At 44.4% G+C, this 20,847-nt stretch carries 16 protein-coding genes and 1 pseudogene; 9 read left to right on the forward strand and 8 right to left on the reverse strand.

Annotated elements, in window-relative coordinates:
- Nucleotides 1-154 precede the first annotated feature (154 nt).
- The 3 genes and pseudogenes from RIE73_RS24725 to RIE73_RS24735 all read left to right on the forward strand — a co-directional run.
- Nucleotides 155-796, forward strand: a complete 642-nt coding sequence (locus RIE73_RS24725; protein WP_446403703.1) for a hypothetical protein — start codon at nucleotides 155-157, stop codon at nucleotides 794-796.
- An 89-nt stretch (nucleotides 797-885) separates the two neighbouring features.
- Nucleotides 886-1,608: a hypothetical protein gene (locus RIE73_RS24730; RefSeq protein ID WP_446403704.1), complete on the forward strand. Its 723-nt coding sequence runs from the start codon at nucleotides 886-888 to the stop codon at nucleotides 1,606-1,608.
- A gap of 145 nt (nucleotides 1,609-1,753) precedes the next feature.
- Nucleotides 1,754-2,086 (forward strand): annotated as a pseudogene (locus RIE73_RS24735) (dihydrofolate reductase family protein); the annotation flags it as partial.
- Here the strand turns inward: RIE73_RS24735 and RIE73_RS24740 are convergent.
- From RIE73_RS24740 to RIE73_RS24755, 4 genes are all read right to left on the reverse strand, one after another.
- A complete protein-coding gene (locus tag RIE73_RS24740; RefSeq protein WP_446403705.1) occupies nucleotides 2,043-2,729 on the reverse strand; it encodes an ADP-ribosylglycohydrolase family protein in 687 nt (228 codons plus the stop codon). The pseudogene RIE73_RS24735 and the gene RIE73_RS24740 sit on opposite strands and share 44 nt — an antisense overlap.
- A gap of 78 nt (nucleotides 2,730-2,807) precedes the next feature.
- Nucleotides 2,808-3,623, reverse strand: a complete 816-nt coding sequence (locus tag RIE73_RS24745; protein WP_446403706.1) for an FkbM family methyltransferase — start codon at nucleotides 3,621-3,623, stop codon at nucleotides 2,808-2,810.
- A gap of 15 nt (nucleotides 3,624-3,638) precedes the next feature.
- Complete coding sequence (locus RIE73_RS24750) at nucleotides 3,639-4,364, reverse strand: FkbM family methyltransferase (protein ID WP_446403707.1); 726 nt, start codon at nucleotides 4,362-4,364, stop codon at nucleotides 3,639-3,641.
- Nucleotides 4,365-4,439: 75 nt separating this feature from the next.
- Nucleotides 4,440-4,571 carry a hypothetical protein gene (locus tag RIE73_RS24755; RefSeq protein WP_446403708.1) on the reverse strand — a complete coding sequence of 44 codons (132 nt, stop codon included), beginning with the start codon at nucleotides 4,569-4,571 and terminating at the stop codon, nucleotides 4,440-4,442.
- Between the two features lie 731 nt (nucleotides 4,572-5,302).
- On the opposite strand from RIE73_RS24755, the gene RIE73_RS24760 reads away from it, so the two are divergent.
- The 4 genes from RIE73_RS24760 to RIE73_RS24775 all read left to right on the forward strand — a co-directional run bounded on the left by RIE73_RS24760 (nucleotide 5,303) and on the right by RIE73_RS24775 (nucleotide 8,810).
- Nucleotides 5,303-6,193, forward strand: a complete 891-nt coding sequence (locus RIE73_RS24760; RefSeq protein WP_446403709.1) for a ParA family protein — start codon at nucleotides 5,303-5,305, stop codon at nucleotides 6,191-6,193.
- A 33-nt stretch (nucleotides 6,194-6,226) separates the two neighbouring features.
- Nucleotides 6,227-6,610: a hypothetical protein gene (locus RIE73_RS24765; RefSeq protein WP_446403710.1), complete on the forward strand. Its 384-nt coding sequence runs from the start codon at nucleotides 6,227-6,229 to the stop codon at nucleotides 6,608-6,610.
- A 102-nt stretch (nucleotides 6,611-6,712) separates the two neighbouring features.
- Nucleotides 6,713-7,696 (forward strand): porphobilinogen synthase, encoded by a 984-nt coding sequence (gene hemB, locus RIE73_RS24770; protein ID WP_446403711.1) that lies wholly within the window; start codon nucleotides 6,713-6,715, stop codon nucleotides 7,694-7,696.
- Between the two features lie 469 nt (nucleotides 7,697-8,165).
- Nucleotides 8,166-8,810 (forward strand): Uma2 family endonuclease, encoded by a 645-nt coding sequence (locus RIE73_RS24775; RefSeq protein ID WP_446403712.1) that lies wholly within the window; start codon nucleotides 8,166-8,168, stop codon nucleotides 8,808-8,810.
- A 10-nt stretch (nucleotides 8,811-8,820) separates the two neighbouring features.
- On the opposite strand, the gene RIE73_RS24780 is transcribed toward RIE73_RS24775, so the two are convergent.
- On the reverse strand, nucleotides 8,821-10,590 hold the full coding sequence (locus RIE73_RS24780; RefSeq protein WP_446403713.1) for a serine/threonine protein kinase: 1,770 nt from the start codon (nucleotides 10,588-10,590) through the stop codon (nucleotides 8,821-8,823).
- 812 nt (nucleotides 10,591-11,402) lie between these two features.
- Between RIE73_RS24780 and RIE73_RS24785 the strand changes: the two genes are divergently transcribed.
- A complete protein-coding gene (locus RIE73_RS24785) occupies nucleotides 11,403-15,650 on the forward strand; it encodes a PA14 domain-containing protein (protein ID WP_446403714.1) in 4,248 nt (1,415 codons plus the stop codon).
- Nucleotides 15,651-15,803: 153 nt separating this feature from the next.
- On the opposite strand, the gene RIE73_RS24790 is transcribed toward RIE73_RS24785, so the two are convergent.
- Nucleotides 15,804-16,640: an ABC transporter permease gene (locus RIE73_RS24790; protein ID WP_446403715.1), complete on the reverse strand. Its 837-nt coding sequence runs from the start codon at nucleotides 16,638-16,640 to the stop codon at nucleotides 15,804-15,806.
- A gap of 258 nt (nucleotides 16,641-16,898) precedes the next feature.
- Here RIE73_RS24790 and RIE73_RS24795 point away from each other — a divergent pair, with 258 nt between their 5' ends.
- Nucleotides 16,899-18,164, forward strand: a complete 1,266-nt coding sequence (locus RIE73_RS24795; RefSeq protein ID WP_446403716.1) for an RNA-guided endonuclease InsQ/TnpB family protein — start codon at nucleotides 16,899-16,901, stop codon at nucleotides 18,162-18,164.
- Nucleotides 18,165-18,237: 73 nt separating this feature from the next.
- Here the strand turns inward: RIE73_RS24795 and RIE73_RS24800 are convergent, their stop codons facing one another.
- Nucleotides 18,238-19,971, reverse strand: a complete 1,734-nt coding sequence (locus RIE73_RS24800; protein ID WP_446403717.1) for a diflavin flavoprotein — start codon at nucleotides 19,969-19,971, stop codon at nucleotides 18,238-18,240.
- Between the two features lie 117 nt (nucleotides 19,972-20,088).
- On the reverse strand, nucleotides 20,089-20,721 hold the full coding sequence (locus tag RIE73_RS24805; RefSeq protein WP_446403718.1) for a phosphate-starvation-inducible PsiE family protein: 633 nt from the start codon (nucleotides 20,719-20,721) through the stop codon (nucleotides 20,089-20,091).
- Nucleotides 20,722-20,847 lie beyond the last annotated feature (126 nt).

Consider the following 20,847-nt stretch of genomic DNA (forward strand, 5'->3'; position numbering starts at 1 on the left):
AAAAAACCTAGCACCTAGCGTGAGAAAGATACTCCTAGGACAACGATTGTGGGTTGGATTAAACCCTCTTCCCTTCTGCCTTCTGCCTCCTGCATAAAAGCCTTTTCCCCACCACAAGACTTATTCAGCAGACCCTATTTATCAGCACTACCAGTTGAAAAATACGGCACGTTTAAGATGGGGAAGTGGACTACGCTCAATTGCTGACGATTTTGCTAAACAATACAACTTAAATCAAGCTGTATCAAAGCAATCAGAAATTACGTTAGTTGTTTCTAACTCCCAACTCAGAGACAGGTTGGCAAATCAAATACCTCAGCAAATTGCTGAGCTTAGTAAAGTTGATTACTTTTACTTTGCCCCTAGCTTACCAAAAGTTCTTCAAGAAGAACAGGAGTTTAGCCAAGCTGTGGCATATCTTTGCGCTTTTGACAATCCTGAACCCGATAAAATTGAATGTGTAGCTAGTGTGATTCTAGGCGCTTGGCTTTCCAGCGATAAATCTAATGTCTCTCTTAGGAAAATTTTGGAAAAGTCTCGACAATCGCAACCTTCTTATATTCGTTACTTTGGTAGCCAAGTTGTGCAAATCGATCCAGAGGTTAAAAAAATTCTTGCTAAAATACAAGGGTTTACGTACAGCATATCTAAAGGTTTTTTGCAATGGCAATTTGCGAATGGACTGGAAGAAGGAACTTTGCCATACAGTATAGAAACTGAAAAATTTAGACGCTTTCAAGAACGAGTTAAGCAAAATCAACCAATGACATTCGATGAACTTGAAATTTACTTTTAAAAAATGAAAATCTTAGAGGAAATATTTATAGTGACGTAAAGATTGTATGATTATTTGTTTTTTAGGATACAAAATAGGAGATAATTGCTATGCAATTTACAACTAAAACAAACCCAAGATACTATACAGAATTAGCCGATACGGAAACAAAAAATTTTCTCGATAAATTAGGAGATAAAAGCACATCTCCTGAAGCCTATCGCTCAGTTATGTTTAAGCTGGGAGTAAAACTTGGCAATTCAATTTTAAAGTCTATTAATAGTCAAAGTAATGTATATCTAGCTTGTACCGTTGAAGATGCGGATTTTTTAGCCAAAGGAATTCTTACGACTTTAGAACCTAAAGTTTCAAAACTTGCCTTCGCTTGTTTTTGGAATCAACGATTTTCCCCCTTTGAGATAAACGAATTAAAAGTTGCTCCGATACTCAAAAAGTATCAAGAACCTGTTAATAATGATATCGTTCAGTATTTAATCGTGATTAAGTCCATTATCTCTGGTGCTTGTGTCGTGAGAACAAATTTAACTAATCTAATTCAAAAAATTGAACCCGAAAAAATACTTATTGCTGCACCAGTAATTTATAAAACAGCAGAAGAAAAGTTAAGGAGTGAATTCAACAAGGAGATTTACAGTAAATTTGAGTTTTTCTATTTTGCTAAAGATTTCACGCGAGATGATAAAGGTATAGTTCTACCGGGTATTGGTGGTAGTGTGTATGAGCGGCTAGGTTTTGAAGGTCAAGATGAAAAGAATAGATATATTCCTGAAATCGTTAAATTTCGACGTCACCAGCTTGTTCAAAACATTTAAAAAGTAAAGATAGCCTGCTCCGGTTATTAATAAACTATCGGGTTATAAGTATAAGATGGAAATCTATGGTGTTTGAGTAAAAGCTTGAAAAATTTAGAATTTAGCGATTAAAATTCGATAATTTATTTCTCAATGAAACTTAAATATGCGAAAACTAACTTATTTTGTGGCTTGTAGTTTAGATGGTTTCATCGCTCATTCGGATGGTTCTCATACAGGCTTTTCTAATCATCAGGAGTACCTGAATCAGCTGTTTACAGAGTTTCCTGAAACCCTGCCTTCTCATTTTAGAGAAGCAATGGGGGTTACGGCGGAGAATCGCTATTTTGACACGGTGCTAATGGGGCGCAAAACCTATGAAGTGGGACTAAAAGATGGATTTACCAATCCCTATGCCCATTTACGACAGTATGTGTTTTCGCGCAGTCTGAATGTTAGTCCGAATAAGGCAGTAACTTTAGTGACAGCAGATGCGATCCACCAATAATACCGCCTAAAATAGCGGCTGTGGTGTCTGTATCGCCACCCAGTCGTATAATCTCCGCGATCGCACCTGGATAATCCCGTTGATGTCTTAACCAAACGTGGATAACCATTGGCACGGTACAATACACATAACCACTAACACCCTGACTGCATCCTAGAGTCATCGCAAAGGATTCACTTGTTTGCCCTTTCGCAGCACTGTCACAGGCTTTTTTGATAAGTTCCAGGAATTCTGTGGCTTCCATACCCAGAACTTCTTGCAGAGTTTGATAATACGCTTGGGGAGAAACGATGGAATGACAGCTAGCCAAATAAGCGGCTATTGCAACAGCTAATGCACCGAATTCAGCTTTCGGATCAGTATGGGTAATGCGGGTGGAGGCTTTTACAAACGCCCATTCACGCCTAAATAGTTGTTCATTATCTCCTGAGATAATTAAGGATTGAGCAACGAGACAGGTATGTTCCGTATCGTCAGAAACCATTCCTTTGTTAAAGAAAAAATGATGTCTGGTAATATTTGGATAAATCTGGCGTTGTCTATGTTTTGATAATCCTTCACAAGGAAGTCCCAACGCATCGCCAACGGCTGTACCCAGCAAGCAGCCGATTATTGAATCAGTTTGGTTGAGCATCGGTTCTTCGGTAGTTGGTGTGCTAAATTCTTAATTTAAGGCTCCCAAATATTGAGCAGACCCTAATTATTTCAGGGTTCAGGAAAACATTGCAGTCACCAATCGATGTGCAATTCCTCCATAGTAACGGGAGCATAGTTTGGCGATTTTTCCTTCGGGATCAGTCCAGTTTTTAAAACTAATAATATTTCCGTAAATTGAATGATTCGGAATTAAGTCATTTACATCTAAGTTAGAGGATTGTAAATCAAAAATAGTTTCTTTTGATGAATGAGCATAATCAATTATCACACTCAAACTATATCCACATTGTTTTAATGTCATTAAACAGTCCGACGTCGCCTTCAAAAATTTAGGTGACCACCCTCTTTTTGCATTGACTTTGCTTGTTCCACCCCCATATTCAAACATGACAACTTTCGGAAGTAAAGAGCAAGGCAACTCATTAAACTGCTTGATTATCTGAGATTCCCATCCTTCTACATCAAGTTTAATACAAGTAATTTGTTGTGAATCTATGATTGATAGTAAACTCGATAACATCATAGATTTTACCTGTTTTGTATCTGAAGAAGCGCCAAACCAATCCGGTGATAATGAGTTGAAATTATGATTAAATAACCCCAAGAATTTTCCCATATATAAGTCTTGAACGCCATCCCTATTTGAAAGACAAGTTTGGATTAAAGGAATATTGTAACGTTGGCATAAATTCTGGAGTTTTTTCACAGGTAGTGGTTCCACGGCAACTGTATTAAAGCCTAGTCGAGCAAACCGTTCACAATAAAAAGCAAAAGTTCCCACTCCTACGTCAATACAAACTCCCTCTCTTTGGGGATCAAGAATAGGTAAAATTTCTTCCAATAAGCTTTGGCAGCAATCTTCAACGCGCATAATTATTATTTCCAGCTAATTATTGTTAATAAACACAGCATTAAAATAACGAACATGACCATCTTTGCCTTGAACTTGGTCAAGGTTTCCCGCGTAGCGATATCCTAGCTGATCGAGCGACCAAAAAATATCTTTGAAATCAGCTTGTTCTTGGTAAAGTATATCTAATGAAATTTCGACAATGCAAGCTCTAGCCTGTTTAAAGGTTTCCATACCCCCTCGGATTACCCGGTCTTCATAGCCTTGAACATCTAGCTTAATTAGTATATCAGGGGAGAGCGGTGTCAGCAGCGATGAAATTTCTTGATCTAAGGTTGATTGTTGCACCAGGATAGTTTGTTGCTTTTTTACCATCGGGTAAATACGTTCACAGAGTTGAGTCGTCTGTAGGATAGAAGACGATTGATTAAAATATAAATGATTGTTGATTTCAATCGTCTGAATTGAATCTCCTAAAGCCAGATTAAAAACTTTGATCCTATCTTGTTGTTTTTCCCATTGTTTGAGTTTGTTGAACGGATCAGGCAAGGGTTCAAAGGAATATATAGAAGCTTGGGGAAAAATACGCAACATTTTCCGAGAGAATTGACCGTCATTTGCGCCTACATCTATAATTGAACGGATGGGGAGTTTAGATAAACCGAGCATGTTTGGATGCCAGTCTTTAACCAAAAAATGCCCAACTAGATTAAAAACTCGATTGCTGATTTTGTATCTAATTTGATTCCATGCGATTGCCATGCTTTTGTATCCTGATGTTCCTGAAACTAAAAATGACGGAATGGGTGATGCTAGATTAATCGATTTTTAGCCAATTTAATCAGGATACCACTTCGCATCGCTGAATGATTGCCGACAGCATACATTCTCATACTCTTTAACGATTTTAATTTCACCGAGAGCCGACATTTTAGCCGCTTGGATGAGTTGGGTTTGAGTGTCTTGCAATTCCGAGAGAGTCGTTGTTAGCTGTTGCGCCTTTTGACGTTCTCGAATTTCCGATTGGTGCGCCCCTGACGGTCAAACAGTTTGACTTTAACGACGGATAGACCTTTTATCTGATTGAGAGTGGTGCGATGACGTCTAGCGCTGTCCTCCGACGAGAGCAATTGCTTATTACTTAATGTTTCGGCTGATTGCAATAAGGAAACTAAATCAGCTAGGTTAACGATGAGGGGTAAGAAGAGAAGGAGATGGGGAATGATCGCACTTGGTTCTGATGGGACTCCTTCTCTTTCTATCCTTTACTGGCAAAGGGTTTGCCACCTTCTCCGGGTTGATAACCATGGCGTACTTTGATCAGAGCTTGTTACCTTGGAGAAGAGAAGGGTGACTAGAACTCCCTTATGATAAGCTCATCGGCAGTAACAGGTTATCCCAAAATGCTACAACAGTGATTGGGTTAACCTGAGAATTAGTGTAAGTTGGCAGGACGTGTCTTCCCCAATGACGAATAATCATCTTTTGCTTTATTTTCTACTACCAAACGTGACGCGATCGCGATCTATGAACCGACTCAACTTTTCTCTCTCAGGAGCAATTTTTATCAAACTACAGTTCATCCCAATTGAGTTCGTACAGATCGGCAGCAAATACCCATTAATTTACGACAGGCAAACCCTAGATTTCACGATTTTTACTGCCTTCTGCCTTTTTGTACTAGCGACTGGAGTTGATTTGTGGCAATTGTAATTTCATTTATTAACTTGAAGGGAGGTGTGGGTAAAACAACAACCACCGTCGCCGTCGCCGAGATGCTGGCTGGGGTCTTTCATCGCAAAGTTTTGGTCATTGATCTTGATCCGCAAACCAATGCCACATTAATGCTGATTGGTGAAGAACGATGGGAGGAAATCAATGAAAATAATCACACCTTGGCTCAATTGTTTCTGGATGCGATCGCGCCAGAACATCCTAAGTTTCATCTTCAGAAAACCTTGCAAAAGCAAGTCTCTAATGTTAAAGATTTAACCAGTCTAGACTTGCTGCCATCGAGTTTAGATTTAATCAATGTGCAAGATCGGCTCTCTACCATTCCCGCTGGGCGCTTTTACGCCGCCAGTCCGATTAATATTTTGCGGCGCGGAATTCGCTCCGTAATTGACCCCTATGATTATATTCTCATCGACTGCCCGCCTAATTTAGGTATTGTAACACTCAATGGGTTACGAATTTCCCAGGGTTACATCATTCCCACTATTCCGGATATTCTCTCAACCTATGGAATTCCTCAAATCACAAAAACCATTTATGAGTTTTCCGAAACCATCGCTGAACCGATTGTTCCTTTAGGGATTGTCATCTGTAAATATAATGCCGGAATGACACTGCACGATCGCGTAATTAAGGATTTACGCCGATACAGTAAAGATGCCCGTGTCTTTGAAACCCAAATTCCGCACAAACAACAAATTGCTGAAACCGTTGAATTCAATCATCCCTATAAGTTTTCAACCTTGCGACAAAAATGGGGATATGCGGGTCAGTTTGAACAATATCTAAATTTGGCAAAAGAGATTCGACTCGCGGCGAGTCAAATTATCAAAGATAAGCCATCTTACTCCAGTTGAACGTGGAGACATTGCATGAGCCTTGACAAACTTATGGCATTGATCAAACTCCTAGACGAAGTTCGTCCTGATCCCCAGGCGACTCTGACTAAATACCAACATGATCCCGACTTTGCCCAAGAGATTGATTCCTTATTTCAAATCTTATCGACAAAAAGCAAATCTCGGTCGAAAAAACGCCGCACTCGCCGACGTACCAGTGTTTTTGATCCGGTTGAACTCTATCACCAGAAAGGAGAGAAATACTTACGCCAACAGTTGCAGCACCTTGAGGTTGAACAACTCAAAGACATGATTGCCGAACATGGGATGGATTCAAGTCGGCGGGCAATGCGCTGGAAAAAACGCGATCGCCTTCTAGAGTTGATTGTCAAAACCGCTAGCTGTCGCGCCCGTAAAGGCGATGCCTTTCGCTGAAAAAGAGCGATTCTTATTTTCTATCGTCAGGGTACAGCTCGTTCTACAATAGTTTTCTGGTCTAAAAATTGTCAGTTAATCCGTCTTTTCAAATCTTAACCTATGTTTCCCATTCATCGTCCTCGCCGTCTCCGCCAAACCACCCAGTTGCGTCGCATGGTGCGTGAAAATGTGGTCACAACCAGCGATCTCATCTACCCTTTGTTTGCTGTACCCGGTGAGGGAATCGCCCAAGAAGTCAAATCCATGCCGGGAGTCTACCAGTTATCGGTAGACAAAATCGTGGCAGAGGCGAAGGAAGTTTACGATCTAGGGATTCCGTCGATTATTTTGTTTGGCATCCCGGATAATAAAGATGTCGAAGCCACAGGCGCATGGCATGATTGTGGAATTGTCCAGAAAGCTGCCACAGCCGTTAAGGAAGCCGTACCCGAATTAGTGATTATTGCCGATACCTGTTTGTGTGAATACACCAGTCATGGACATTGTGGGTATCTGGAAGTGGGTGATTTAAGTGGACGTGTCCTCAACGATCCCACCTTAGAACTGCTGCAGAAAACTGCTGTCTCTCAAGCCAAAGCTGGGGCGGATATTATTGCCCCATCCGGGATGATGGATGGTTTTGTCCAGGCAATTCGCACAGGATTGGATGAAGCTGGATTCCAGGATACGCCAATTTTGTCTTATGCGGCGAAGTATGCCTCTGCCTATTATGGTCCATTTCGGGATGCTGCCGAGTCAGCCCCACAATTTGGCGATCGCCGCACCTATCAAATGGACCCCGCCAATAGCCAGGAAGCCATTAAGGAAATAGAACTGGATATTGCTGAAGGGGCAGATATGTTGATGATTAAGCCCGCGTTGGCGTATATGGATATTATCTGGCGGGTGAAGGAAGCTACCAATTTACCCGTTGCTGCGTACAATGTATCGGGTGAATATTCCATGGTGAAAGCCGCCGCCCTGAATGGCTGGATTGATGAACAGAAGGTGGTGATGGAAACATTAACCGGATTTAAGCGATCGGGCGCTGACTTGATTCTGACGTATCATGCCAAAGATGCTGCCCGTTGGCTACAGGAGTGATTGAGTAATACCGAGTTGCGCTCAAAGTAGTAGATAGGAAGAGCAGGGGGAGCCGGGCTTACAGGTGTAGGTTTTTTATTTTATGGTTGGGACAAGACAAGGAGGACAAGGATGGAAAGAAGACAAGGGGGAAAACCGTACAAAATTAGATTCGGTCAAACTAACTTCTAAAAGCCGAAACGCCCTATTTTCGTTCTCACTCTTCCTTGTCTACTGGTCTACCTGTCTTCTAAGTCTTACCTCAACCCCAATTTAAAAAACCTACCCTTGTGAGGGGGAGCCGGGAGAGCTGGGGAAGTGGGGTGAGAGAACGTTATGTCTTTGAACGCACCCCACTCAAATCGAAGATTCTGAGTGGGGATTTTTATGCTAGGCTTCAACCACTAAGGAACGATCACCTTTAACGGGAGATACCAATTTTATGTTCCATCCGGTTGGCTAAACTTTATGAAAGCGGGGAACACTATTGATGACTGCCACCCTGATTCAAAGTCCAGATCGCGTTGTTTTACCTAATATTAGCTGGCAAACGTATCAGTCGTTAATTAGGGATTTTGAACAAGAACCAGCTATCCGTCTGACCTATGATCGGGGGATGTTAGAAATCAGAATGCCCTTAGATCCTCATGAAACTTACAAAAAACTTCTGGGACGGTTGGTTGAAGCAGCGACTGAAGAACTGGATATTGAAATTCGCAGCCTGGGTTCACGTACTTGCGATCGCGCAGATTTAGCCAGAGGATTAGAACCCGATCAGTGCTACTACATTCAGAATGAAGCGCTGGTTCGAGGAGTCGCTCAAATTGACTTAAATCAATTTCCACCTCCTGATTTAGCCCTAGAAATTGATATTACCAGTAGCTCAATTAATCGCCTGTCGATTTATGCAGCCTTGGGAGTACCAGAAGTCTGGCGTTACGACGGACAAACACTAACCATCCTGAGTTGGCAAAACGGCGAATACCTATCTCAAGACAGAAGTACTGCCTTACCTTTACTCAATGCTGAGGATCTGGTTAGATTCTTAGCCTTAAGAAACACGATTGGAGAAACCAAATTAGTCAAACAATTTCGTCGATGGTTGAAAGACTACATGGCTGAGGCTGAAAGCTAGCTTTTACTTTTCACCGCCACCCCAACCAGCGCAACACAGGAACCAATAGATAATAACTGACGCCTAAGCAGAAGCCTATGATAATACCGAGTAAACCAAAAAAACTAATGGTATGGATAAAATCCGACCAACTGCCATCGGAGAAGGAAAAGATATGAATTAATACCTCCAACGGCAAGATATTTAACCGAACTAAGCCGGAAAATATCATCCCTGTACCTGCTGCGGCTACGGCGGCATAAACCAGGTAATGACTGGGTAATCCTAATCCTAACACCAAGGGAATCACCGCCACAGCCGTGACTAAACCCAGTAACCGATCCGCGATCATATACGACAACGATACCTGCCAAAAATCCCCCAATCCGGTCAATTTTTGCCTAGCCAAAGAGGATATCGACGCTTGCCAAATAAACCAACCCACACCATACCCAAAAACCCCGGTTATCCCAGCAATGATCCGCCGTTTCTGTTGACCGAATCCTCCCGCCTCCGTTAATCCCCAAGCCGTCCCCAAACCCGCACAAGCGAACATGAGAAGTTCACGCCAGGGGATAATCTGAATTTCGGGAACGATGAGAGTCCATTGTCCGATCATCCAATCCGCAAAGCGATCGCCTACAATCGTCCAGTTAATCAAAGCAAACCCAGCAGAAGCGCCAAAGGCTGCACCGATTCCCGCCATCACCATTCCCCAGGTGGTATCTAAACAAGCCAGAACTATGCTGATAAAGACTCGCCACACCCAGCGCACTAAACTAACAATAATTTCAGCGCAGGTAATCAGAACTCGCAGAGAAATGTCCTTTACCGTTCCTGCGGCTTTAGCCAGCGTCTGAGATAATGAGGAAGACGATTTTCCTTTAAAATGGCAACTGACGACCAAACGCCGTTGAATCTCGGCGGCTGTAGCGGGTCGTTTTTGGGGATCAAGGCGAATCATACTATCGAGTAAGTTGGCTAAACCCCGCCGGACTTTGATGCGATCGCGCCAGTGAAATTCTCCCGTCGCCGGATCTTGTAACTCCGCTAAATCTTGACCCGTGAGTAATTGAATCATGGTACGCCCTAAGGCATAAAAATCCGCCCTTGGTCCGACCACATCCCCCGCAATCTGTTCAGGCGGACTGTAACCTGGAGAAATTAAGCGGGTGGAACGATTCTCTTTCCCCACAGGGATCGCGCCAATTTGTTTCGCGCCGCCAAAATCAATTGCCACCAGTTGACCGGTTTCCTCGCGCACCATTAAGTTCGAGGGTTTAATATCCCGGTGAATAATTCCCAAATCATGTAACTCCTGGAGAATATCAGCCGCTTGGTACAGCCAATTCATAATCAACATCTCCGGACACCCCTGGGGGTAACGGTTTAAGATCGCCTCCAGCGTCTGACCATTTATTTTTTCCATGACCAGACAAGGGAGTAAACCCTGTTGGCAGGATCTCAGACGTACAGTAAAATAGGCATCAGACTCCACTTTAGGCACACCCGGATGGTTCAGACGTTGCAATACGGCAGCCTCTTGTTCAAATAGCTGCAACGCCTTGGGTGACGTTTCTACCAAAAGTTTCAAGACTTTTTCCGTTTGATCCTGCTGATCCCAAACCGCATAAATCGCCGCAAATCCCCCTAAACCCAAACGCTGGAGAGCAATGTAGCGATTATTTAGTCGCAGCATCGATCCACAACTGCTACAAAACTTAAAGTCCCCAGATTGAGGATAAGGACGGGGGCAGTCAGGATTAATACAATAGACCGACTCGATAAATAACTGATGCACGATCACCAGCGATAGACGGTGCCTCTCGATTCTACACAACAAATTCCCCAGTCTTTTCAGTTATGGGGACTCAACGCCTTAATTAATAAAATTAAATAGTCTTTGAATATATTTTTCTATTCTATCACGCCACGGAGCTTTCCATTTTAAAGTCTAAAAGCTTGGCTATAGGCTTAGTTGAGTCCGGTAGCATACATTAATATTATGTCCGGTGGAATACTTACACTATCGGTGGAGATAAGGCTCCAGGGCAGAAGGCAGAGGGCAGAAGGGAAGGAGCTTTTGTTGCAAGGAAGAAGGATATTACGGTTATTTCGGCGGACATGATATAACCCATCTCCCCTTGTCAGGTAGGCGTCTCCCTTGCCCCGTAGGATGGGCAGGATACCCATCTCACCAGAAAAGAGTATTTCTGCCAAAAGCAGGATACCTCCTAGTAAAGTTCTTCACTTTTTTTTCACAATAAGAGTCTGTAATTTGCGCTTTTGGGCGACTCAAAGATAATAAACACCCCAAATATAAAAGGAATCTATATTATTGTCTATCGGTAGTATAAAGATTACGTATAGATTGTTTTACTTTACGAAAATCAAGAAAAATTAATGTTATTAATTTAAATAAGCAAATCGATTGTGAAGTTTAGATGAGTCATAGTCGATTTCAGTGTGTATGCCGATCCTTGTGGTCAGCGATCGCGAATAGCCATCAAACGATGACTGCTTTCTGGAAAACAACTGACTACACCGATTAATTCAAACGTTATGCCACTAGACACAAACCTATCTGAGACTGCTGATACATCAATGATGAGCATGGAAAATCATGAAACTCTCCCTCATCAAGATCATCCAGTCAAGCAAGCCGAACATCTAGAACTATTGGATTTAGTTCCCCATTCAGCGGCAACTCATGTCGCTGTAAACGATGGGTCATGGTTTGATCCCAATACATGGCAGCAAGGTCAGGTTCCTGGAACTGATGCTAAAGTCGTCATTTCTGAAGGGGTTCATGTCACCTACGACACCGAGAGTGACACTCGTCTAGAAACCGTGCGTGTGGACGGAACACTGGAATTCGCCCACAACCGCAACACCAAAATCGTCGTAGACACATTCATCACATCACACACTAGCACCTTAACGATTGGTAGTGAAGCCAATCCGATTCAAGCCAACAAAACTGCCCGAATTGTCATTGCCGACAACGGAGAAATTGATACCAATTGGGACTCCACCCTGATTAGTCGCGGCGTTGTCACTCACGGTCAAGTTAGAATTCATGGTGCAGAAAAACTCGATTTTATATCGCTGCAAACAGACGCCTCAGCCGGTGACAATGAACTGCTGTTGAATCTACCCGATGGCATGAATACACCTGCTGGCTGGCAAGTTGGGGATCAATTAGTCTTAGGTGGAACATCCTACAATCCCGACGGTTCGGATGAGGATAACAGTCGGTTCCAAGATGAGGTGTTAACCATCACCGAAATTAACGGCAACCGGATCAAATTTACCAACAACGACATTACCTCGGGTGATAATACCGTACTCCGATTTGACCACCAGCGCCCCGAAGGATTTGAGGGCGAGGACTTAAAGCTGTACATCGCTAATACCAGTCGCAACGTTATCTTCGAGACCGAAAACGCTGAAACCGTACCCACTCAGCAACGGGGTCATGTGATGTTCATGCACAACCCGGATGTCGAGGTACAAAACGCCGGATTTTACAACCTGGGACGGACGGATAAAAATCAGCTCATTGATGACCCAGGAGAAAATGTGGATGGTTCACCCGGTTCCGGAACCAATCCCCGTGGGCGATATGCGTTCCATCTGCATCGTACTGGGGCTGAGGATATCAACAGTACCCCATCTCTAGTCAAAGGTAACGCCATTGTCGGCAGTCCGGGATGGGGACTGGTGCATCATGACAGCCACGCCGTCTTGGAAGACAATGTAGTGTTTGATGTGGTTGGGTCTGGAATTGCCGCAGAAGCCGGAAATGAACTCGGTGCATGGCGCAATAACATTACCATCAAAACCACAGGCGATGACAATCCCAAAGCCACTTTTGATAATGAAGCCCGCGTTCCCCTGTTTGATATGGGCTTTAACGGCGAGGGGTACTGGGTGCAAGGGGCTGCCCAAGTGGAAATGGTAGACAATATTGCCATTAGCGCTGCGGGCGGTGGGATTAATGTCTTTAGCGGCGTGGATGGAATCTCTCGAGTCAGAGAGGCTGACACGATTGCGGTTGAGAATATGTCACCGGAACAACAACCCATCCTGTCTCAGGCGTCCTTTGATAATGACCCAGACACTCTCGATGTCACCAACGTACCCCTGCGCCGCCTATCCGGTTTCGAGAGTTATAACTCCGATATGGGGATAATCTTCTGGAACCATATGCGGAATAATGATGGTCAGTTAGGTTTCCAAGGTCCGAGTCTCAAAGAAGCCCATGATGTTCGCTCATTAGTAGATAATTTCAAACTCTGGAATATCTATGGTGAAGGCATCTTTACTCAGTACAGCAGCCAGATTGATTTTGTCGATGGGTTAATTGTCGGTGACCCTGATCACCCCGTTCCTTTCAAGAGAGGTATAAATGGGGATGGTCGTGGGTATGGGATTGGTCTGAATCCGCTTTCTCAAGACCTTCTGTTCAAAGATATCCGTGTCGAAGGGTTTGAACATGGTGTGAAGCTTCCGTGGGAAGGTCCGAATGACGGGGGTGTGCCATTTCTGGGGTCACGCATCGAAGACAGCTATTTGGCGAATAATACGCACAATCTGTCCAAGCAAAAAAGTTTTGGTAATTCGGAGACATTCCCCGATTACTTCGAGGTTATTAACACCACCTTTGACGTGTCGCCAACGAACATCGCGCCAGTAGCGGACTTCACCTATGAATCGGTTGGCAATCAAGGGGTGGTCTTGTTTGATGCCAGTGCATCCTTCGACAGTGACCCACCGGATACATTAGACCAGACGAATGAAGCGATCGCAAGTTACGGTTGGGATTTTGATAATGATGGGACTATTGACGAATTCGGTCGCCACGTCAATCACCAATTTGACCCAACAGGTTCTCCCAATGTCAGTCTGACGGTTTGGGATAGCCAAGGCGCAACCACTACTGTAACTCAACAGATTCAGGTATCCCCAACCGCCTATCCCAACCTAATTCTTGATGGCGACTTCAGCGATTCGAGTGAATTTGGAGGACCGAACTGGCGTGTTAACCATAAACGAAATGATCAAGGTTGGCAAGGAACGGGTTGGTCGCGTAATTCCAACATTGGTGATGGGGGTGCGGCGGTTTTCGATGCAGACTCGCGGGGGACAGGATTAGGACAAATTTTTCTGGACAACAACCTGCGTCGGGGTCAGCAAACCTTGAGCTTGGATATCAAGAATACAGAAGGAGATGACCGAGCCAACGAGATTACTGTGCGCCTCTGGGGAGTTGATGGGGAATTTGACGGTGGGATTGGTTCGGATGGACCGACTCAGGTGGGAGCGATTCCGATGAACCGAACCCTTTTACTCGAAGAAACAGTCGGCGGTTCTACCTTTGACTGGACAAACGTTGAGTGGGATGTAGACTTTGGTGATGGTCATCAGTTTGTTGTCTTCAGTGTTAATGCTGACAAGAAGACTTCCGATAGTGATTTCATTGCCGTTGACAATGTGGTTCTGGATAGTCCGGCGATTAACCCTCCTCCCAGCAATGGTAACGGTACAGGGTTAACTGCCGAATACTACAATAACCGCGATTTTACCGACTTAGCGCTAACTCGCACGGATGAAACTGTGGACTTTAATTGGGGTTCAGGTTCACCGGATGCGGCGATAGATTCCAATACTTACTCAGTACGCTGGACAGGTTCAGTCGCCCCCCTCCACTCAGAAACCTACGAATTCTTCACCAATTCTGATGATGGTGTACGCCTGTGGGTGGATGACCAGCTACTGATTGACAATTGGACAAATCATGCGGCTACAGAAAATAGTGGCACAATTGACCTACAAGCGGGTCAACAGTATGACATCCGCATGGACTACTACGAAAACTTTGGCAAATCAGTAGCACAATTGTTGTGGTCAAGTGAGAGTCAAAGTAAAGAGATTATTCCGGAATCTCAACTTTATTCCCCTGCTGTTGCTGGGACGAGTACAGATGTTAGTGGTAACAGTCAAGGTAAGGAGATTGTTCCGGAATCTCAGCTTGATTCCCCTGCTGTTGATACTCCTAGTCCAGATGTGAGTGGTAACGGTACAGGTTTAACCGCCGAATACTACAACAATCGCGATTTTACCGACTTAGCCCTAACTCGCACCGATGAAACCGTAGACTTTAACTGGGGTTCAGGTTCACCGGATGCGGCGATAGATGCCAATACTTACTCGGTACGCTGGACAGGGTTTGTGGAACCGCTTTACTCAGAAACCTATCAGTTCAAAACCTCTTCTGATGATGGGGTGCGATTGTGGGTAAATGACCAGCTACTGGTTGATAATTGGACAGACCATGCGGTTACCGATAATCGTGGCACAATTGACCTAGAGGCGGGACAACAGTACGAAATTCGCATGGAGTACTATGAAAACTGGGGAAAATCGGTAGCACAACTGGCTTGGTCAAGTGAGAGTCAATCGGAGGAGATTATCCCTCAAAGTCAGCTTTATGCGGCTAATTCCAGTGATTTTTCGGTGAATGCAATGATGCAGAATACGGCTAGTTCTTTGACAACGGTTGCTTCGGGAGGTGACGAACTTTTAGGGACTACAGGTGTTGAGGCTTTCGACAATGATGGACATTCGCATCTGCTTCTAACTGAAGACAATGGCAGTCAGGAGAGTTTTGATCCTGCAACTGAACAACTGACTTTAGCTAGTTATCAAGATGTATCAGACTCGGTTACTGCTAGTGAAGTGACGCCGATTAATCTGACAAACAGCATCGGTATCGGAGATTCTTTCACGAATGAAACTGTTGAATCTCTGATTGAAATGCCTCAAGCTGAACTGCTGACAGTTCCAACGCTTGTGTAATATCAGATTCGGTTCAGTTTAGACGACGATGGTGATATCGCAATCGCCATAGCGGTTAGGACGCATCTTATGGTAGAGACGTTGCATGCAACGTCTCTACAACAGTCTACTGCTAGAATAGGGCACGGCAATGCCGTGCCCCTACCCTTCTACCTAACTATGGGGATCTAAAGCGTCTCTTAAACCATCTCCGAGTAAATTAAAGGCTAAAACAGTTAGGGTAATAAACAAACCAGGAAACAAAATTGTCCAGGGAGAGGATAGAGAATAGCCACCCTTAAATGCATCGGATAGCATTGTTCCTAATTCCGGCGTGGGAGGTTGTGCGCCTAACCCTAAAAAACCTAAACCTGCTGCTTCTAAGGTAGCCGTACCAATGGAAAGCGTCCCTTGAACAACTAAAGGACTTAAGCTAGCGGGTAAGATATGATAAACAATAATCCGTCCCGGCGTAGCACCAAACGATCGCACGGTTTGCACAAAGTCTTGTTCCCGCAAGGATAGCACCATACTGCGAGTCAAACGGATAAAGATGGGGACTTGCACTACACCCACAGCAATCATCACACTGGAAATACTTGGACCGGTTACCGTAACGATCGCGATCGCGAGTAGAATTGAGGGAAAGGCTAATAGGATATCGGTGAACCAGCCAATCACGGTTTCTAACCCGCCTCGAAAATAACCCGCAATTAACCCCAACACGACTCCCACAATTAACCCTAATCCCACGGAAACTAAACCGATAAACAAAGACGTGCGTAACCCATACCATACCAGGTCAAGAATATCTCGTCCTAAACCATCGGTGCCAAACCAATAATCCAAGCTGGGGGGTTGTAACCGGGCGGTATAATTGCGATCGGTTGCGGGATTATAAGGATTGAGAATCGGTGCTAGCAACGCCATTAGGATGATGGTGAAGGTGATTCCTAGACCAATTTTGCCAGATGTTGATTGCCCAAATCGTTTAATGGCTTTGTTTTCCATGGATGCTGGTAAGGGGGAACGGGAAATGGAGAGTCGGTGTTGTAGTTTTACCTAGTCACCTCACACTCCATACCCTGACTACTGTTTACTGACGAGGGGTTTGGGGAGCTATAAGTCTCACGCCATACATTTCGACTTCGCTCAATGTTGGCGTTGAGATGCCTTCACTCCCCAAGTCAATTGAGCGAGGTTCAATGCCTCCGAAATTGACGTTTACTGTAACTTTTCATTTGCAGTAGAGTAGGCGACAATAAAGGTATGCTAAATCTAAACTACACCTATCGAATTTATCCTGATGCCGAACAAGTCGAGTTACTAAACGAATGGCTCGAAACTTGTCGGGGTGTTTACAATTATGCCCTTAGAGAGCTAAAGGACTGGATTTCTTCAAGGAAGTGTCCAATAGATAGGTGCAGTTTAGAATCAGAATACATAATGCCTGCTGATTATCCCTTTCCCGGATATCAGCAACAACAGAACAATCTACCCAAAGCAAAAAAGGTTTACCCCAGACTAAAGTCAGTACCCTCTCAGGTATTGCAAACAACCATCAGGCGGTTGCATGACGCTTGGGATTTCTTCCAGAAGCGAGGATATGGATTTCCAAGGTTTAAAAAGTATGGGCAAATGAAGTCAATACTTTTTCCCCAGTTCAAGGTAAACCCGTTAACTGGATGGCAGATAAAATTACCATTACTAGGAAAGGTTCAAATTAACCTACATCGCCCAATTCCTGATGGTTTTGTAGTCAAACAGGTTCGGGTAATCAAAAAAGCTGTTGGCTGGTTTGCTGTCATAAGTATTCAATCTGACATTTCTATTCCTGAGCCTATACCGCATGGTCACTTTATTGGGGTAGATATTGGGTTAAATAGTTATTTGGCTACCAGTGATGGCTTCATAGAGCCAGGACGTAAGTTTTTCAAGGATATGCACCGTAGGCTCTTAGTGCTGCAACGCAGGTTATCCAAGAAAGAGAAGCGTTCTAAAAACTATGAAAAAGCCAGAAGCCAAGTAGAACGACTGCACAATCATATTGCATTCAAGCGCAAAGACTATCAGTACAAGTTAGCTCACAAGCTGTGTGACATGGCGGGGGTTATCTTCCTAGAAGACATCGATTTCCGCACCATGGCTAAAGGATTCCTGGGTAAACATACAATTGATGCGGCATTCGGTCAGTTTAGGGATATTCTTTATTATGTTGGTAAACAACGCGGTGTTTATGTCGCTGAAGTTGACCATAAAGGAACCTCTCAAACTTGCCCAAACTGTCGCATTGAGGTTAGGAAAGAACTGTCTGATAGATGGCATAGTTGCCCAGAATGCAAATATGAAGTTGATAGAGATATAGCATCGGCACAGGAAATCTGTAACCGAGGTTATGAGCAATTGAGTACCCAGGGACTCTGGGGGAAAGAAATTGGCTGTCAAGTCGGGCTGTCGGGGGCATTTAGCCTAGATAAGTGGCGCAGGGCAGCAATGTCTAACAGTGATGTTGGAAGCCCACACCATAATCTATGATTTGGTGTGGGAGGATGTCACGTAGCTTATCTGTCCTTTTTGGTTTATGGCGCTAAAGCGCAACTACGAACAATCAATAACGATTGCCTGATTTACGGTGATGTACGGCGGTCATCCCGGTTGATTGCAATACTTTACCATTATCGACAACAGCATACACTAACCAGTGATCGCCGCAGTCCATCCGACTCTTAACCGTACATTCTAAATAAGCCAGGGCGTCTTTGATAATCGGACAACCATTTTCCGCTGTTTCCGTCTCTAACCCTGCAAATCGATCATCCCCTGGGGCAAAGGATTGCAAGAAGTGTCGCCGGACATTCATCCCTTCTTTTAAGATATTCAGGACAAAACTATCTCCCGTATGCGTCAGAGACTCCACTGCCCGATCTTTGGCGATCGCAACAGTAATCCCTGGCGGATTGAATGAGGCTTGGGTTACCCAAGAGGCTAACATGCCACTACGAACATTCCCACGCTGCGCCGCGACAACACATAATGACCCGACAATTCGTCCCACCGCCTGCGCCGTTCGGTCAATTTGGGCGCTGCTGACGGCTTGTTTGGGGGCGCGGAATTTCTTGGATTTTTTCAGCGCCTGGGCAAAATCTATGCCGACTTCTTTACAATATTGAATTGTCTCATCGTCAGGTTTAAATTTAACCCGAATCGATTCAAACCCTAAGCGATACCCGGCATCTAAGAGTTTGCTTTCAATTTCATCAACGGCTTCGCCACTCCAGCCATAGGACCCAAACACCCCAGCTAGTTTGGTTTTCGCGGCATTGGAGAGGACAATCCCTAACGCTGTTTGCACTTGAGTGGGGGTATGCCCACCCAGGGTAGGAGAACCAATCAAAAAGCCATCACACCGTTGAATCGCGGCTTCAATCTCCCCAGGTTCGGCAAATTCACAGTTAATCGATTCGACGGCGGCACCGGTTTTGGTGATACCTTTGGCGATCGCTTGGGCTAAGGTGGCAGTATTCCCATAAGCTGACGCATAAATTAGCGCTATTGTCAAGTCCTGTTCGGTTTGCTGCTGACCCCATTGGCGATAGTCATGGAGGAATCGGCTGAGGCTATAACGGACAATTGGACCATGACCTGGCGCGTACATTTTCGCCGAGAAGGGGGTTAATTTGTTCAGGGCGACGTCCACCTGTCGCGCTTGGGCAGCATGGAGACAATCATAATAGTAGCGTCGGTCTTCGTCTAAGCGTTTCCAGTTTTCATCGAAGAGTTCATCGCCGCAGACATGGGCGCCGAAGAGTTTATCGGTAAATAGGATACGGCTTTGGGGATCGTAGGTACATTGTCCATCGGGCCAACGGGGTGTAGGGATGGGGATGAATTGTAGCTGATGACCTTGACCCAAGTCTAAGGTTTCCTCGCCTTTGGGTACCCAAATATTGCATTGGTGTTCCCGTAAGGCATTTTGTAACGCCACCGCCCCGGCTTTAGAACAAACAAAGGTAATTTGGGGGGCTAAGTCTAGCAAGGCTTTCAGCGTCACCATCCGGTTGGGATTAACGTGACCTAAAATTACATAATCCAATTGCTGCACATTCATGCATTGCTGCAATTGAGTCAGGAAGATTTCGGTAAAGGATTCCCCTGGCGGATCAATCAGCGCTGTTTTATCGGCTTGGATAAGATAAGAGTTGGCGGTTGTACCCCGTTGCAGGGAATATTCTACCTCAAACTTGAGTCTATCCCACGTCCGCGATCGCAAAACAGTTGTATCCGTTCCTTCAATGGCGGCGACTTGGACATCACGGGGTTTAATATCAGGTATTGTAGTCATCGATAATCAGTTGGACGAAATTAATGTTGACGTTTTAGATTAGTAAACAGTTACCTTGGTCGGTTGGGTTGAGGTACGACACCCAACGTTAGGGTTAGCGTAAACATTTTGTGGTAACTACAGCCTTAATTGCTTGTCCGTTGTATTCGTTACCGAGTCTGCGACACCCTTGGTTATCGGATCGAAGTGACCCATTTTATTTGCCACAACAGCCGTATTGGGATAAGGGCTTAATGGATTATCGTGAGACTCCGACATCTGAGGAAGGGTTTGTTTTTTATATCGCAGTGACAACTGTTTCTCTGGGTCAACTCCATCGAATGTTGGCGGCAAATATACCCGCACAATTAATAGGGCTGCCATTACGATTAAAAACGCACATGCCGCTAAAATTTGAATCCAGGAGGTTTCCAATACTCCCCGCACAATCACTTCTCGCAGCACAGAGACAATCGAAACTTCTACCGCGACGCCAATCGATACTCGTTGTTCTTGTAAGTAAATAATTAGTAGTCGAAATAACTCAACCAAAATCAGCAAGAACAGAATATCTGACGTCACGCCAGGGAAATCTAAGGGCGGTAGCAATTCCACAAACATCTCTCGTAGCTGAATCGCCATAAAGGCAAATAAGCCAACACAGAGGGAAATGATAAATAAGTCTTGAATTGTTTCCAGCGCCCGGACAATGTGATTCCGCTTAACCTTTTCGTACCAGTTCGGCGGCGAGGATGGTAGAGGCTCGTGCATGGGAGGTTCCTTCTGTATCACTAGAACCTAGGTTACATTTTATTTGGTTATTGCTACAAGGTTTTATTATTTAAAATCCTAATATTTTTCATCAACAGACACTGATGCTGGGTAGAGACGTAGCAT

Origin of the sequence: Coleofasciculus sp. C1-SOL-03, assembly GCF_040220555.1 — a bacterium.
Classification (GTDB): Bacteria; Cyanobacteriota; Cyanobacteriia; order Cyanobacteriales; family Coleofasciculaceae; genus Coleofasciculus.

Coding starts and splice junctions, on each gene's coding strand:
- RIE73_RS24750 (WP_446403707.1), bottom strand. CDS start 4,364: ATGGCAATCGCATGGAATCAAATTAGATACAAAATCAGCAATCGAGTT.
- RIE73_RS24790 (WP_446403715.1), bottom strand. CDS start 16,640: ATGGAAAACAAAGCCATTAAACGATTTGGGCAATCAACATCTGGCAAA.
- RIE73_RS24740 (WP_446403705.1), bottom strand. CDS start 2,729: ATGCTCAACCAAACTGATTCAATAATCGGCTGCTTGCTGGGTACAGCC.
- RIE73_RS24765 (WP_446403710.1), top strand. CDS start 6,227: ATGGCATTGATCAAACTCCTAGACGAAGTTCGTCCTGATCCCCAGGCG.
- RIE73_RS24800 (WP_446403717.1), bottom strand. CDS start 19,971: ATGACTACAATACCTGATATTAAACCCCGTGATGTCCAAGTCGCCGCC.
- RIE73_RS24805 (WP_446403718.1), bottom strand. CDS start 20,721: ATGCACGAGCCTCTACCATCCTCGCCGCCGAACTGGTACGAAAAGGTT.
- RIE73_RS24785 (WP_446403714.1), top strand. CDS start 11,403: ATGGAAAATCATGAAACTCTCCCTCATCAAGATCATCCAGTCAAGCAA.
- RIE73_RS24745 (WP_446403706.1), bottom strand. CDS start 3,623: ATGCGCGTTGAAGATTGCTGCCAAAGCTTATTGGAAGAAATTTTACCT.
- RIE73_RS24730 (WP_446403704.1), top strand. CDS start 886: ATGCAATTTACAACTAAAACAAACCCAAGATACTATACAGAATTAGCC.
- hemB (WP_446403711.1), top strand. CDS start 6,713: ATGTTTCCCATTCATCGTCCTCGCCGTCTCCGCCAAACCACCCAGTTG.
- RIE73_RS24775 (WP_446403712.1), top strand. CDS start 8,166: ATGACTGCCACCCTGATTCAAAGTCCAGATCGCGTTGTTTTACCTAAT.
- RIE73_RS24795 (WP_446403716.1), top strand. CDS start 16,899: ATGCTAAATCTAAACTACACCTATCGAATTTATCCTGATGCCGAACAA.